Origin of the sequence: Pseudomonas sp. PS01299, assembly GCF_029960145.1 — a bacterium.
Lineage (GTDB): Bacteria > Pseudomonadota > Gammaproteobacteria > Pseudomonadales > Pseudomonadaceae > Aquipseudomonas > Aquipseudomonas putida_A.
The window spans coordinates 41,122-54,846 of the sequence record NZ_JASCPO010000013.1 but is presented as its reverse complement, the minus strand read 5'-3'; the positions used below and the strand labels follow the sequence as shown (position 1 = coordinate 54,846).

13 protein-coding genes are annotated in these 13,725 nt (G+C 61.3%); 6 read left to right on the top strand and 7 right to left on the bottom strand.

The genetic code is table 11. The features are described from left to right. Window positions 1-88: 88 nt before the first annotated feature. Together uraH and QMX91_RS05060 are read right to left on the bottom strand one after the other, a co-directional pair. Window positions 89-499 carry a hydroxyisourate hydrolase gene (uraH, locus tag QMX91_RS05065; protein WP_097086822.1) on the bottom strand — a complete coding sequence of 137 codons (411 nt, stop codon included), beginning with the start codon at window positions 497-499 and terminating at the stop codon, window positions 89-91. A gap of 11 nt (window positions 500-510) precedes the next feature. Beyond that, entirely contained in the window at window positions 511-996 is a 486-nt protein-coding gene (locus tag QMX91_RS05060) for a heme-binding protein (RefSeq protein ID WP_134785157.1), read from the bottom strand. A gap of 136 nt (window positions 997-1,132) precedes the next feature. Between QMX91_RS05060 and QMX91_RS05055 the strand changes: the two genes are divergently transcribed. The 4 genes from QMX91_RS05055 (at window position 1,133) to QMX91_RS05040 (ending at window position 4,769) form a co-directional block, all read left to right on the top strand. Beyond that, the gene (locus QMX91_RS05055) at window positions 1,133-1,813 is read left to right on the top strand and encodes a heavy metal response regulator transcription factor (RefSeq protein WP_027611153.1); all 681 of its coding nucleotides are present in this window, start codon (window positions 1,133-1,135) and stop codon (window positions 1,811-1,813) included. Further along, entirely contained in the window at window positions 1,803-3,191 is a 1,389-nt protein-coding gene (locus tag QMX91_RS05050; protein WP_139053632.1) for a heavy metal sensor histidine kinase, read from the top strand. Before QMX91_RS05055 ends, QMX91_RS05050 begins: the two co-directional genes overlap by 11 nt. 113 nt (window positions 3,192-3,304) lie before the next feature. Then, window positions 3,305-3,553 carry a helix-turn-helix transcriptional regulator gene (locus tag QMX91_RS05045; protein ID WP_103368632.1) on the top strand — a complete coding sequence of 83 codons (249 nt, stop codon included), beginning with the start codon at window positions 3,305-3,307 and terminating at the stop codon, window positions 3,551-3,553. Beyond that, complete coding sequence (locus tag QMX91_RS05040) at window positions 3,546-4,769, top strand: type II toxin-antitoxin system HipA family toxin (RefSeq protein WP_282412351.1); 1,224 nt, start codon at window positions 3,546-3,548, stop codon at window positions 4,767-4,769. Before QMX91_RS05045 ends, QMX91_RS05040 begins: the two co-directional genes overlap by 8 nt. Window positions 4,770-4,772: 3 nt before the next feature. Here QMX91_RS05040 and QMX91_RS05035 read toward each other — a convergent pair whose 3' ends face one another. Continuing rightward, on the bottom strand, window positions 4,773-5,777 hold the full coding sequence (locus tag QMX91_RS05035) for an AraC family transcriptional regulator (RefSeq protein ID WP_007963478.1): 1,005 nt from the start codon (window positions 5,775-5,777) through the stop codon (window positions 4,773-4,775). A 100-nt stretch (window positions 5,778-5,877) separates the two neighbouring features. On the opposite strand from QMX91_RS05035, the gene QMX91_RS05030 reads away from it, so the two are divergent. Beyond that, window positions 5,878-6,951: a fatty acid desaturase gene (locus tag QMX91_RS05030; protein ID WP_098966615.1), complete on the top strand. Its 1,074-nt coding sequence runs from the start codon at window positions 5,878-5,880 to the stop codon at window positions 6,949-6,951. A 103-nt stretch (window positions 6,952-7,054) separates the two neighbouring features. Here the strand turns inward: QMX91_RS05030 and QMX91_RS05025 are convergent, their stop codons facing one another. From QMX91_RS05025 to QMX91_RS05015, 3 genes are read right to left on the bottom strand one after another with little or no spacing between them, the layout of a single operon-like run. Continuing rightward, window positions 7,055-8,665 (bottom strand): arylsulfatase, encoded by a 1,611-nt coding sequence (locus tag QMX91_RS05025; protein ID WP_282412350.1) that lies wholly within the window; start codon window positions 8,663-8,665, stop codon window positions 7,055-7,057. Window positions 8,666-8,678: 13 nt separating this feature from the next. Continuing rightward, on the bottom strand, window positions 8,679-9,494 hold the full coding sequence (locus QMX91_RS05020; RefSeq protein ID WP_282412349.1) for an ABC transporter ATP-binding protein: 816 nt from the start codon (window positions 9,492-9,494) through the stop codon (window positions 8,679-8,681). Continuing rightward, entirely contained in the window at window positions 9,491-11,089 is a 1,599-nt protein-coding gene (locus tag QMX91_RS05015; protein WP_282412348.1) for an ABC transporter permease, read from the bottom strand. Before QMX91_RS05015 ends, QMX91_RS05020 begins: the two co-directional genes overlap by 4 nt. A gap of 408 nt (window positions 11,090-11,497) precedes the next feature. Between QMX91_RS05015 and QMX91_RS05010 the strand changes: the two genes are divergently transcribed. Next, window positions 11,498-12,511: an ABC transporter substrate-binding protein gene (locus QMX91_RS05010; RefSeq protein ID WP_282412347.1), complete on the top strand. Its 1,014-nt coding sequence runs from the start codon at window positions 11,498-11,500 to the stop codon at window positions 12,509-12,511. Window positions 12,512-12,632: 121 nt separating this feature from the next. Here QMX91_RS05010 and QMX91_RS05005 read toward each other — a convergent pair whose 3' ends face one another. Then, on the bottom strand, window positions 12,633-13,553 hold the full coding sequence (locus QMX91_RS05005) for a LysR family transcriptional regulator (RefSeq protein WP_282412346.1): 921 nt from the start codon (window positions 13,551-13,553) through the stop codon (window positions 12,633-12,635). Between the last annotated feature and the right edge of the window lie 172 nt (window positions 13,554-13,725).

Here is a 13,725-nt window from a genome sequence, read left to right as displayed (position 1 = left end):
CGCGAAGGCGTCGTGTCAGCCAGCACATCATGCACTGACACATCGCTTTCGCGAGCAAGCCCGCTCCCACATATGATCGCTGTTGTTTTTACGAGCCGCGATAGGTCGAGAACCCGTAAGGGCTGAGCAGCAGCGGGATGTGGTAGTGCTGGTCAGTCTGCTTCACTTGGAAAATCACCGGAATCTCCGGGAAAAACGTCTCGCGCTTGTTCTTCTCGAAATACTCGCCGGTCTTGAACACCACCCGGTATTCGCCCGCCTCGAAAGGCTGCTTGGCCGGGAACAGTTCGGCGATGCGCCCCTGTTCGTTGGTGGTGCCCTGAGCCAGTGGCTGCCAGTTCTGGCCGACGTGTTTTTCCAGGGTCACGTTGACGCCCGGGGAGGGCAGGCCGTTTTCCAGGTTGAGCACGTGCACGCTCAGCGGGTTGCCGGCGGCCAGCGCCAGGCTGGAGAAGGCACTCAGGCCGAGTGCGGCGAAGGTCATGCGCAGGGTGGTCATGGTCAGTCTCCTTATTGGGAACGGGTCAGGGTCAGGCCGGCCTTTTCGGCGGCCTTGATGGCACAGTTTTCGTCCTGCTCGCCGCCGCCGGAGCCGGCCACGCCCATGGCGCCGACCAGTTCATCCGCGGCGAACAACGGGATCCCGCCGCCGAGCAACAGCAGCTCATCGAGGGTGTTGAGGTTGGCGGTTTCCGGATTGCTGCGGGCGCGCTCGGCGAACAGCCGGGTCGGGGTTTTCGTCGACAGCGCGGTGTAGGCTTTGCGCTGGCTGGCAGCGGTGTTGTGCGGGCCGATGCCGTCGCCGCGCAGGGTTACCAGCAAGTTGCCGCCACGGTCGAGCACCGATACCGTGGCGGTGCAATTGCTCAGCGCGGTGTCGGCCAGCAGGCGTGCGGTTTTCAGATCGAGGTCAGCGTGGCGCGGCAGTTCAGGGGCGGCGAAAACACTGACGCTGAGGCCGAGGGCAAGGCTGGCTGCAAGGTATTTGACGGTCATGAACAGGCTCCGAAAGCGAAGGACATCACCTTAGCCGCCGCTCTTCGTCAGAACCCCGTCAGTCGGATTACAAGTTTGTAATGGGCAATCGGGCCGAAGGCGCCTAGCCTGTGTGCCTGATCAATCGAGGTGTGCCATGCGTTTGCTGGTCGTAGAAGATGAAGCCAAAACCGCGAATTTCCTGGCCAAGGGCCTGGGCGAGTCGGGTTTTGCCGTGGACGTGGCGCTCAATGGTCTCGATGGGCGCTATTTCATCGAGCAGCAGGAATATGACCTGATCATCCTCGACGTGATGCTGCCGGGCCTCAATGGCTGGCAGCTGCTGCAACTGATCCGCCAGCGCGGCGCCACGCCGGTGCTGTTCCTCACCGCCAAGGACGCCATCGAAGACCGCGTGCGCGGCCTCGAACTGGGCGCCGATGATTACCTGCTCAAACCCTTCGCCTTCGCCGAATTGCTCGCGCGGGTGCGCACGTTGCTGCGGCGCGGGCCGCTGCGCGAGGCCGAGTCCTACAGCATCGCCGACCTGGAAATCGACGTGCTACGGCGTCGGGTCAGTCGCGGCGGTCAGCGCATTGCCCTGACCAACAAGGAATTTGCCTTGCTGCAATTGCTCGCCAGCCGTCAGGGCGAAGTGCTGTCGCGCACGCTGATCGCCTCGCAGGTGTGGAACCTGAATTTCGACAGCGACACCAACATGGTCGAAGTTGCAGTGCGGCGTTTGCGGGCCAAGGTCGATGACCCGTACATGCCGAAACTGATCCATACCGTGCGCGGGGTCGGCTATCAGCTGGAGGCGCCCGACGATGCGGTCTAGGTCGATCGCCTGGCGTCTGGCGCTGGCGTTCGCTGTGGTTTGCGCGTTGGTGTTGAGTGCGATCGGTGTGTTTCTCTACCGCTCGCTCGACTCGGAAATCGCCTACCGCGACGACCTCGCGTTGCTCGGCCGTCTGGAGCAGGTGCGCGCCTTGCTCGCCGACAGTGACAGCCTCGGCGCCTTGCAGGCGCGGCCACGTCTCTATCAGAACATGCTCGGTAACCTCGACAGCCTGCTGTTGGTGCGGCGGGCCGATGGCTCGAACGTGATTGCGATCAACCCGCGCCAGCGCGAGCTGCCGCCATTGAACGCAATCGCACGCGAGCAAACGCCGCAGCGTCGCGATGTGCTGACCTGGCAAGCGCCGGACGGCGCCGAGCTGGCGCTGTTGTCCGGTGAAGCCCAAGGGCCGAACGGCGAACCGCTCACCGTGATCGCCGGCAAGGTGCTTACTGAGCGTGAACAGATGCTCGCCAGTTATCGCTTGCGCCTGTACCTGGCCGTCGGGCTTGGCGCGTTGCTGGCGTTCGCGCTGGGCCTGGTTTTGCTGCGCCGTGGTCTGCAACCGTTGCGCCAGTTAAGCGCTGCGGTGCGCGGCATTGATCTGCGCAGCCTCGACCAGCGTCTGCCCGCCAGTGGCACCCCCGCCGAACTGCTCGAACCGGTGCAGGCGATCAACGGCATGCTCGCGCGGCTGGACGACAGCGTGCAGCGGCTGTCGCAGTTTTCTGCCGATCTGGCTCACGAGATCCGCACACCGCTGCACACCTTGCTCGCCAGCAACGGCCAGGCGCTGAATCACCCGCGCAGCACGGCGGAGTATCAGGAATTGCTGGCGTCGAACATGGAAGAATTCGAACGCCTCAAACGCATGGCCGAGAACCTGATGTTCCTCGCCCGCGCCGAACAGGCGGAGCGTGCGCTCGACTTGCGCACGCTGGAATTGCACGAGGTCGGCAATGAATTGTGCGATTACTTCGAAGCGCTGGCGGACGACCGCAATATCCGTCTGGAAAATGCGCTGCACGGCGAACTGCTGGCCGACCAGCAACTGCTGCAACGCGCGCTCGGTAATCTGTTGGCCAACGCGGTGCGCCATGCCGATGAAAGCACGCTGATCAGCCTGCGCCGCCGCGATGAGCCGGGCGTATGCTGGTTGCAGATCCACAACCACGGCCCGGTCATCGCGCCAGAACATCTGGGCAAACTGTTCGACCGCTTCTATCGCGTCGACCCTTCACGGACGCAGCCCGGGGATTCCGGTGGGCTGGGGCTGGCGATCGTGCAGTCGATCATGCTGTTGCATGGCGGGCAGGTCAGGGTGAGCAGTGATGCGAGTGGCACAGTGTTTGAGTTGGGTTTTGTCCTGAGCCAATGATGCGCCGTGCAAGTATTCTGAAACTCAGCTAGAGTTTGGTGACTAGTGCATCACATGTGATGCATTTCATTGATTTATCTATAAATGCATCGTAAACAGTGCAGGTTTGCGCAATGGAACAGATCGGCGAAGTGATCAGAAGTTTGCGTAAGGCGCGCAAACTCTCCCAGCAGGCACTGGCTCAACAATATGGCATGAGCCGCGCCACCATCTCGGGGATCGAAAACAACACGGTCTCCGAAATCGGCCTGCGCAAGGTTGAGGCGATACTCAACGGCTTCGGTTACGAGCTGGTTGCCGTTCCCCGGAAGTCCAATCGCCCAACCCTCGACGCTCTGCAAAAAGTGAATTTCCATGACTGAAACGCCGGACAGGTTGCAAATCCGTGTAGGTGAGCAGGTGGTCGGGACGCTGGGGCGCGGGCAGATTCGCGACGACAGCGTGTTCAGTTACCGCGAAGACGCCAGCGCTGACAATGCGGTATCGCTGACGATGCCCACTCGCCTGGACAGCTATGGCTGGGAACATGGCATCCACCCTGTCTTCGAGATGAACTTGCCCGAAGGCGCGCTACGTGAGGAGTTGATGCGGCGCTTCAGTAAAGCCGTGCGTGGCTTCGATGATTTTGCTTTGTTGGCTATCGTCGGCCCCCATCAGCTCGGCCGTCTGGCAATTGCCAGCGCACCGGCGACTGATCAGCCTCCGGCAACATCCCTCAGCGATCTGCTGGTGCACGATGGTGCTCAGGGGCTGTTCGAAGACCTGTTACAGACCTATGGTCAGTATTCCGGAGTGTCAGGCGTGCAGCCCAAAGTGCTGGTGCGTGACAGCGCCGCCGCGATTGATCGCCTGACCCATCGGGGCGCGACTCATCTGGTCAAGGCCTTTCGCGCCGAAGAGTATCCGCAGCTGGCAACCAATGAGTATTTCTGTATGCGGGCGGCGCAGCACTGCGGTCTCGAAGTACCAAAATTCGAGCTCAGCGAGCGCGGCAAATTTCTGGTGATCGAGCGTTTTGACCTGAGCGATTCGGGGTACCTCGGTTTCGAAGATTTCTGTGTACTGAACGGGTGGCCGTCGAAGGCCAAATACGACGGTTCCTATGAAGGTGCTGCACGGCAGATCAAGGCATTCGTTTCGCCGCAGTTGCTGGGCTCTGCGCTGGAAGCGTTTTTCAAGATTGTCGCGTTGTCTGCGGGGCTGAAAAACGGTGATGCGCATCTGAAGAATTTCGGCGTGCTTTATGAAAATTGTGCAGAGCAGTCATCCGTCAGGCTCGCGCCGGCATACGACATCATCACAACGTCGGTTTATATCAAGAGCGACAGCATGGCGCTGCTGCTGGGCGGTTCAAAAGCCTGGCCCAAGTACAAGATGCTGGTGCGGTTCGGTCGTACGGCATGCAACCTGACCGAGGCGCGTTGCAACGAATTACTGCAACAAGTGGCTCACGGCATGCAGATGGCGATCGAGGAAATGGCCAGACACAGCCGCAAGTACCCCGAGTTTGCCGAAGTAGGCGAGGCGATGATCGAACAGTGGACATCCGGCCTGCAACGCAGCTTGGTCAAGGGCTGATGGTCAGCGCAACTGATCGCGAAACTGCCCCGGCGTCATTCCCGTCCAGCGCTTGAACGCGCGGCTGAAGCTGCTGGTGTCGGCAAACCCCAGCAGGTAACTGACTTCACTCAACGAACACTGCGGATCGCGCAGGTGCAGCAGCGCGAGGTTTTCGCGGCTCTCGTTGAGCAGCGTATCGAAGCGACAGCCCTCATCCGCTAAGTGCCGTTGCAGGCTGCGCAGGCTCAGGTGCAAGGCCTGGGCGATGCGTTCGGCGCTGGGTTCGCCTTCCGGCAGTTGCTCCTCGATGGCATCGCGCACCTTGCGCTCCCAGGTCAGCGGCTGGAGTTGGGCCATCGTGCGCTTGAGCACCGCTTCGTTGTGTTCGGCCAGTTCCGGGTTGGCGTCGTCGAGGTGGCTGTCGAAGTCGGCGAGGGCAAACTCCAGGCGATCTTCGGCGCAGGAGAAATGCACCGGAGCGCGGAACACTTTGTGCCACTGATGCGCATCGGACGGTTCCGGGCGGCGCAGGTACACCGCCAGCGGCGCGTAATCGCGACCCAGGCGATTGCGGCAGGTACGCACGTAGATCGCGGCAAAGGCATCGATGGCTTCGAAGGCCGGCGCCGGATTGCCTGACGGAATTTTCAGACGAAACAGATAGCGGTCATCGCTGCGGCTCAGCTCCAGTTCCAGTGCATCGCTGACCACCGGGTGATAACGCACGATGCGCTCGAATACCTCACGCAGGCTGCCGCTGGCCACCAGCGCGTAACCCAGCGCATGGAACGTGGTCGGGCTGACGAACCGCGACACTCGCAGGCCGATCGCCGGATCGCCGCTGAACTGTACTGCCAGTTGCCACAGACGCGTGGTGCCGGACAACGGATAACGCGCGTTCGGGTCGTCCATCAACTGCGGATCGAGCCCGGCCTGTTGGCACAGGCCGAGACTGTCCAGCCCCAGCGCATCGAGCTGCTTGCGCAAGGCACGGGTCCAGCTGGCGAGAGAGGTCGGTTCCTTCATGCTGATTGGCGCTTCCGGTCAACAGGTTGGCGTTCACGGCTACCATCAATAAAGCTTTCGCAAGGCAGGATGCGAACATCAATAACCAGAGGATGGAAGCATGGACCGTACTTCTGCAAGTCCCCCGCGACACAATGCTGCCCAGCGATCAGCGCATATTCGCGAAGTGGTGCTGGCCAAGGGCGTCGAGTTGCGTCAGCGCTACCCGATTTTGCAGCACCAGGACGCCCTCGGCGCGGGGATTCTGGCCTTTGCTCTGGCCGGGATGATCGGTTCGGCGACGCTGTACATCACTGGCCACATGGCGTGGTGGGTATGCCTGTTGCTCAACGCGTTTTTCGCCTCCCTGACCCATGAGCTGGAACACGACCTGATCCACAGCATGTATTTCCGCAAGCAGCGCGTGCCGCACAACCTGATGATGGGCCTGGTGTGGCTGGCGCGGCCGAGCACGATCAACCCGTGGATCCGCCGCCATCTGCACCTCAATCACCACAAGGTCTCCGGCACCGAAACCGATATGGAAGAACGCGCGATCACCAACGGCGAACCGTGGGGTTTTGCGCGGCTGCTGATGGTCGGCGACAACGTGATGTCGGCGTTCATCCGCATGCTGCGGGCCAAGACCTGGGCGCACAAAATCAACATCATCAAACGCACGCTGAAGGTCTATGCGCCACTGGCGCTGGTGCATTGGGGGGCGTGGTACGTGTTCCTCGGCTTTCATGCGGCGAATGGCATTGCCTACCTCATGGGTTCGCCGATTGAATGGTCGGCGACCACGCTGTCGGTGATGCAGATGATCGACATCGCGGCGGTGGTGATCATCGGCCCGAACGTGCTGCGCACCTTTTGCCTGCACTTCATCAGCTCGAACATGCATTACTACGGCGACATCGAGGCGGGCAATGTGCTGCAGCAGTGTCAGGTGTTGAACCCTTGGTGGCTGTGGCCGCTGCAGGCGTTCTGCTTCAACTTCGGCAGCAGCCACGGGATTCATCATTTTGTAGTGAAAGAACCGTTTTACATCCGGCAGCTGACCGTGCCGGTGGCGCATAAGGTGATGCGTGAGATGGGCGTGCGCTTCAATGATTTCGGTACGTTTGGGCGGGCGAACCGGTTTGTTCGTCGGGATGAAGTGGTAGCGGAGGAGGCGCGTACGGCTCAGGCTTGATGGTGAATTTGCGGGCCTCTTCGCGAGCAAGCCCGCTCCCACAGGGGAACGCATTTCAACTGTGGGAGCGGGCTTGCTCGCGAAGGCACCGGATCAGGCAACCTCAATCCGGCTGAAATGGCGAAGCACTGAGAATCACCCCGGTCTCCTCCACATACTGCTGCCAGTGCCCGATCAAGCTGTTGAGCTTGTCCGGCTGACTCGACGCCAGATCATGAATCTCACCCGGATCGCTGCTCAGGTCGTAAAGCTGCCAGGTCGCCGGCCCCACCGGCCCGGGGATCCACACGGCTTTCCACGAGCCCTGACGAATTGCCCGCCGCCCAAACAACTCCCAGCCAGTCACGGTGTGCTCGTCATGCACCTGCGCCGTTTCGCCAGACAAAAAGCCCAGCCATGATTTACCGCGCAGCGGCGCCACCGGTTTGCCGTGCCATTGCTTGCCCGGATGGCGCACGCCGGCCAGATCGAGAATGGTCGGGGTAATGTCCATCACCGTGCCAAAGCCGTGGCTGATCTGCCCTTTGATCGGCAGTTGCGGATAGTGCAGCAGCGCCGGTACGCGAATCCCGCCTTCGGTGGTGAACGCCTTGAACAGCCGTGACGGTGCGGTCGCCACCTGCGCCCAGCTCGGCCCGTACCAGACGTAGGAATTGGCGCGGCCGATGTTGTCGAGGCTGTTGTCGTAATGCTGATTGAGGTAAGTCAGCAGTTCCGGGCCGAACTTGGGAAACGCCTCCAGCAGTGCGCCCTCGGCTCCGTTGTCGGACATGAACAGGATGAAGGTGTTATCGAGTTGGCCCTGCTGGCGCAGGTAATCGACCACCCGGCCGATGTTCCAGTCCATGCGCTCGACCATCGCCGCGTAGACCTCCATGGCCCGCGCGGAAATCTGTCGTTGCTCAGCGCTCAGCGCAGCCCATTGCGCATTCAGTTGAATCAGTGGATGCGGCTCGACATCCGGCTCGATCAGGCCCAGCGCCTTGAGTTTTTCCAGGCGCTCCAGACGCAAGACTTCGGGACCGGCGTCGTAGCGGCCACGGTATTTTTCGACCACCTCGGCCGGTGCCTGCAACGGCCAGTGCGGTGCGGAGAAGGGCAGATAAGCGAAGAATGGCCGGCTCTGATCGCGCTCCTTGAGATACTGCAGCAGCTTGTCGCCGAAGGCGTCCGACGAGTAGAAATCCTTGGGCAGTTCATCGATAAAGGTGTCGTCTTCGATGTACAGCGCCGGAGTCGACTTCAGCAGGCCAGGGGTGTGTTCATCGTAGGTCGGCTCGAAACCATAGTGGTTGGCCGCGCCCGGCAGCAACGAAAACGAACGCTCGAAACCACGGGCCTGCGGCGCCAGTTCAGCAGTCAGGCCGAGGTGCCATTTGCCGCTCATCAAGGTTTGATAACCGGCCTCGCGCAGCAGCTCGGGCAGGGCCACAACGCGGTCGTTGAGATAGCCTTCGTAACCCGGTTTGCCGATCAGCTCCGGGGTCAGCGCTTCGGCCATGGTGCCGATGCCGGCGATGTGGTGGTCGGTGCCGGTCAGCAGCATCGAACGCGTTGGCGAGCAGGTCGGAGCGGTGTGGAAATCTGTCAGGCGCAGGCCATTGTTGGCCAGAGCATCGAGGTTCGGCGTGGCGATTTCGCCACCGAACGCGCCGATGTCGGAAAAGCCGAGATCGTCGGCCAGAATCACCAGAAAGTTGGGGCGTTGCGGCATCGAAAAGCTCCTCTCAGCAGGCAATGAACGACAGCGGCAGATCGCGGATCTGGACCGGCAGGCTCGGTTGGTAATGGTCGTCACTGGTCAGTTCGTGCAGCAGCTCTTCGGGCAACTGATGGAAGTCGAAACTGCTGCGCTGACGCGGGTGCGGCAAGGCGATGTCGACCACTTGCTTGATCCGTCCCGGACGCGGCTCCATCACCACCACGCGGTCGGCCAGAAAGATCGCTTCTTCGACGTCGTGGGTGACGAGGATCGTGGTGATTTTTGCCCGGTCGCGGATCGCCAGTAGTTCGTCCTGCATCTGCTGACGGGTCAACGCATCAAGGGCGCCGAACGGTTCGTCGAGCAGCAGGATCCGTGGGCTGGCGACCAGTCCGCGAGCAATCGCCACGCGCTGGGCCATGCCGCCGGAGAGCTGGTGCGGATAGGCGCGGGTGAAATCGTGCAGGCCGACCAGATCGATGAAATCGTTGATGCGCTGCTGCTTTTCGGCGGTGCTCAGCGGCTCGTTGACCAGGCCCAGACCGATGTTGTCGGCCACCGTCAGCCACGGGAACAGCCGATGCTCCTGAAACACGATGCCGCGCTCGCCGCCGATGCCGCTGACCGCTTTGCCATCGACGCTGATCTGCCCGCGAAACTGCGTATCCAGACCCACCAGCAAACGCAGCAAGGTGGATTTGCCGCAACCGCTGGACCCGACGATGGCGACAAATTCGCCCTCGGCGATGTCGAGGTTGAATTCGCGAATCGCCTCCAGTTCGAAACCGTCGACGTCGAAGGATTTGCCTACGTGGGTGAAGCTGACAATCGGTGCGTTCATGCGTGTCTCCAGCGAGTAGCGCGAATTTCCAGGCGTTGGCCGATGAGGTTGAGCAGGGCGCCGGTGAGGCCGACCAAAAGCATCGCGGCCATGATCAGGTCCATGCGCAGCAGTTGTTGGGCGCCGATCATCTGGCTGCCGATGCCGCCGTTGGACGGCATGAAATATTCGGCGCCGATGGTGCCGAGCCAGGCGTAGATCAGACTCAGGCGCAGCCCGGCGAAAATCCCCGGCGCCGCACCCGGCAGCACCAGACGACGCAGGCGCTGGCCGAGGCTCAGGCGCAGCACCTGCGCGGCTTCGTTGAGTTGTGGCGAGAGGTTGGCGACGCTGCGTTGGGTGGCGATGAACAGCGGGAAAAACGCGGCGAGGGCGACGAACACCCACTTCGCCAATTCACCCAATCCGAACCACGCGGTGAGCAGCGGCACCCAGGCGAAAATCGCGATCTGGCGAATGGCGGCGAGAGTCGGGCCGAGCAGCCGTTCGCTGGTGCGCGACAGACCCAGCAACAGGCCGAGGGCGAAACCGAGTCCGCCGCCCAGCAGCAACCCGCCAAGGGTACGACCGAGGCTCAAGGCCATGCCGCTGATCAGCGTGCCGTCGAGCAGACCGTTCCTGGTCGTTTCCAATACCGCCAGCGGGCTGACCAGAATATTCACATCGACCCACTGCTGATCGCTCGCCACTTGCCACAAGCCGATCAGGCTCAGCGGCAACAGCCACGGTTGCAGCCGTTGCCAGCCTTGATAACGTGGGCCTCGGCGGATTTCCGCAGTCGCCGGGTGCGGCCAGTGCACCAGTTTGCGGTCGAGAAAACCGATGCCGCGATCCATCGCGACACCGAGCACACCGATGACGACGATGCACACGAACACGATGTCGAGCATGAACAGTTGCCGTGCCCAGACCATCAGGTAACCGATGCCTTCGCTGGACGCCAGCAGCTCCACCGCCAGCAATGAAGTCCAGCCGGCGGCCAGGGCCAGACGTACGCCGGCCATGAACGCCGGCAGCGCGGCAGGCAACACCAGACGCCGGATCAGCAAGTACGACGGCAGGCGCAGTACGGCGGCGGCTTCGCGCAGTTTCGGTTGCGCATCACGAACGCCGACCAGGGTGTGCAGGGTCACCGGCACCACGATGGCCTTGATCAGCACCACCAGTTTCAGCACTTCGCCGATGCCGAAAAACACCATGAACAGCGGAATCCACGCCAGCGTCGGTACCTGTGCCAGACCGGCGAACGTCGGGAAGACCAGGCGTTCGAGACGCCGGCTGAAGCCCAGCGCGGCACCCAGCAGCGCACCAGCTGAGATCCCTGCCAGCAAGCCCCAGAGCAGACGTTGCAGGCTGATCCACAAATGACTCCACAACTCGCCCTGGGACAGCTCGATGGCGCTGTTCCACACCAGCGATGGCGCCGGCAGGATCTGCTCGCTCATCCATTGATTGCGTGCGGCCAGCCACCACAGAGCGAACAGGCTGATCGGCAACAGCCATGGCAACAGACGTTGGTTGAGGCTCGGCCACGCGCGCCGGCTTTTCAGAGGTGGCGCGGGCAGCGGCAGGCTGAGCAGGGAATCACGGGCCATGGGTGACCTCCGTTGTCGGGTTGCATGGCGAACCGCTGTGCCTGTGTGGGAGTGGGCTTGCTCACGAAGACGGAGTGTCAGGCACCGATGATGGTGAATGACACGGCCTCTTCGCGAGCAAGCCCGCTCCCACAATTGGCTAGCGGTGTATGCAAAATCGATCTATAAAAATTCAAATCAATTCTATTGAGAGATAAGCCAGACTATTTAAGGCTTGCAGCGCGACGCGCATCCAATGCATTCGAAGAATATTTTCGATGCTGTTAATGCATACGCCGCTGCAGCCTGCGTGATTTCACGCTTAGCGCTAAAGGCTATAAAAATGTGCATTTATAGTATTTAAGCGAAGGTCTTGCTTCGGCCTACTTTCGGCTCCTCAACGCCTGTCGTGATCTAGGAGCCGTACCCATGAACCTTCCCTTCAAACGAGTCTTCAGTCTGTTTGCCATTACGGCACTGGCGGGCCTGCTGGCGTTTAACGCGCAGGCTGACGAACTCAAGGAAATCAGGATCGCCGTGCCTGACCTGAGCGCCGGCACCCAGCACAGCGGCGGCGGTGTGGTGGACGTGCTGCGTGACCAGCAGATCTTCGAAAAAGCCTTCGCCGATCAGGGCATCAAGATTCAGTGGAGCTTCTTCAAGGGCGCCGGGCCGGTGATCAATGAGGCGTTTGCCAATGGTCAGGTCGATCTGGCGTATCTGGGCGACCTCGCGGCGATCATCGGCAAATCCAATGGCCTCGACACACGTTTGCTCAGCGCCAGTGCGCGCGGGGTGAAACAGTATCTGGGCGTGGTGCCGGGGTCGGGGATCAAGACCCTGCAGGATCTGAAAGGCAAGCGCGTGGCGATCTTCCGTGGCACCGCCACGCAGCTGTCGTTTGATGCGGCGCTGGCCAGTCAGGGCTTGAGCGAGAAGGACCTGAAAGTGATCAATCTCGACTTCAGCGGCGCGGTCGCGGCCTTGGCGGCGAAACAGATCGACGCGTCGTGGGGCAGCTCAGGGCTGACGGCACTGCAAGCCAAGGGGCTGGCTGAATTGCCGCTCAATACCAAGGATCTGGGTGGCGCCGGCAGTGTGCAGTCAGTGCTGGTCGGCACCGGCAAGTTCGTCGACGGGCACCCGGAGGTCGTGGCGAAACTGCTCAAGGCGCAGCAGCAGGCGGTTGAGTGGCTGACTCGGGACAGCAACAAGGACGCTTATGTGCAACTGGTGTCGGGGCTGGCGAGTTATCCACCGGTGATCCTGACCCAGGATCTGGCGGATCAGAAACTCAGCGAAGTGTTCCCGTCGACGCTGGACCCGGTGTTCCTCGGCAAGTTGCAGGATTCGGTGGACCTGGCGGCGCAGCAGAAGCTGATTCGCAAGCCGTTCAAGGTCAGTGATTGGGTAGCGCCTGAATTGGCGGCGGCCAAGCTCTGAATCTCCAGTGTCTGGACGGGCCTTTTCGCGAGCAAGCCCGCTCCCACAGTGGATCGGCGTGAATACAAAACTGTGTTCACCACAATCCCCTATGGGAGCGGGCTTGCTCGCGAAGCCGTCCTCAAACCGCGACGCTGACTTCCTGCTTATCCACCGCCACCAATGTCTCGATCATCGCTCTTGCTGCCGGCGACAAACGAAACCCGGTACGACTGACAATCCCGCAGCGCGCGTTCATGCTCTCCAGATTCTGCGGCAGGTTACGCCAGTGCAGCAGCGCCAGTGAACCCTGAGCAATGTCCTCGTAAAACGCCTCTTCCGTACCGATGCCGATGGCATTTGATTGCAGCACCACTTTCACCAGCGCCGGGAAGTGCTCGGTCTCGATGGTCGGCGAAAAATCGATCCGGCCGCTGAGGTTCGCCAGCAGTTTGCGAATCCCCGGCGGGATCAATGTGGTCGCCAGCGGGTAGTCGAACATGTCGTTGGTCGACAGGCTCTCCTTGGTCAGCAGCGGGTGCCCGGGACGGCAGAAAAACACCCCGCGCTTGGGCGTCAGGGCCTGGGTCTGGAAGTTCGGGTCGGCTTCGAAGTGGCGGATGTCGGCGATGAAGAATTCGATCTCTTCACGGCTCAGCGCGCGGCTGAGTTTTTCCCAGTTATCCACCTGAAAACAGGTGCGCACTTTCGGGTGCGCGTTGATGAATTGCGCCACCGCATCCGGCACCAGTTTCACCGCCGGGGCCGGGCCGCAGCCGAAGTGCAGTTCCCCGGCATCAAGCTTGGTCATCTGCGTCACTTCCGCGCTGAGGAGCGCCGCGCCTTGCACCAGGGTCAGGGCGTGTTGCAGCACCACCTGGCCTTCGGGCGTCGGGCGCAGATCCTTGTTGCCGCGATCCACCAGCACGCAGCCGAACTCTTGCTCCAGCCCTTGAATGCTGCGGCTGAACGCCGGTTGAGTGATGCCCATCGCGTCTGCCGCACGGACAAAACTGCGGTGTTCGTTGAGGGCGATGAAGTAGCGCAACTGGCGAAGATCCATATGCTTTTCCGGCATCCTAAAAATAGCTCGAAGGCATTTGCGACGAGGGTTGCTTGAGGTTTTAAATGCAAGCTCTTATTCCGTCAACGAAGCATGTGAATATCTATTAGATGTAAATGGAATATAGATAGAGCGATGTTTCGCTGCCGCCTAACCGCAAGCAGTCGATGAG

Excerpts from the sequence above, each read along its gene's own strand:
- QMX91_RS05040 (WP_282412351.1), top strand. The coding sequence starts at position 3,546 with ATGACTGAAACGCCGGACAGGTTGCAAATCCGTGTAGGTGAGCAGGTG.
- QMX91_RS05005 (WP_282412346.1), bottom strand. The coding sequence starts at position 13,553 with ATGGATCTTCGCCAGTTGCGCTACTTCATCGCCCTCAACGAACACCGC.
- QMX91_RS05030 (WP_098966615.1), top strand. The coding sequence starts at position 5,878 with ATGGACCGTACTTCTGCAAGTCCCCCGCGACACAATGCTGCCCAGCGA.
- QMX91_RS05045 (WP_103368632.1), top strand. The coding sequence starts at position 3,305 with ATGGAACAGATCGGCGAAGTGATCAGAAGTTTGCGTAAGGCGCGCAAA.
- QMX91_RS05050 (WP_139053632.1), top strand. The coding sequence starts at position 1,803 with ATGCGGTCTAGGTCGATCGCCTGGCGTCTGGCGCTGGCGTTCGCTGTG.
- QMX91_RS05020 (WP_282412349.1), bottom strand. The coding sequence starts at position 9,494 with ATGAACGCACCGATTGTCAGCTTCACCCACGTAGGCAAATCCTTCGAC.
- QMX91_RS05060 (WP_134785157.1), bottom strand. The coding sequence starts at position 996 with ATGACCGTCAAATACCTTGCAGCCAGCCTTGCCCTCGGCCTCAGCGTC.
- QMX91_RS05025 (WP_282412350.1), bottom strand. The coding sequence starts at position 8,665 with ATGCCGCAACGCCCCAACTTTCTGGTGATTCTGGCCGACGATCTCGGC.
- QMX91_RS05035 (WP_007963478.1), bottom strand. The coding sequence starts at position 5,777 with ATGAAGGAACCGACCTCTCTCGCCAGCTGGACCCGTGCCTTGCGCAAG.
- QMX91_RS05015 (WP_282412348.1), bottom strand. The coding sequence starts at position 11,089 with ATGGCCCGTGATTCCCTGCTCAGCCTGCCGCTGCCCGCGCCACCTCTG.
- uraH (WP_097086822.1), bottom strand. The coding sequence starts at position 499 with ATGACCACCCTGCGCATGACCTTCGCCGCACTCGGCCTGAGTGCCTTC.
- QMX91_RS05010 (WP_282412347.1), top strand. The coding sequence starts at position 11,498 with ATGAACCTTCCCTTCAAACGAGTCTTCAGTCTGTTTGCCATTACGGCA.
- QMX91_RS05055 (WP_027611153.1), top strand. The coding sequence starts at position 1,133 with ATGCGTTTGCTGGTCGTAGAAGATGAAGCCAAAACCGCGAATTTCCTG.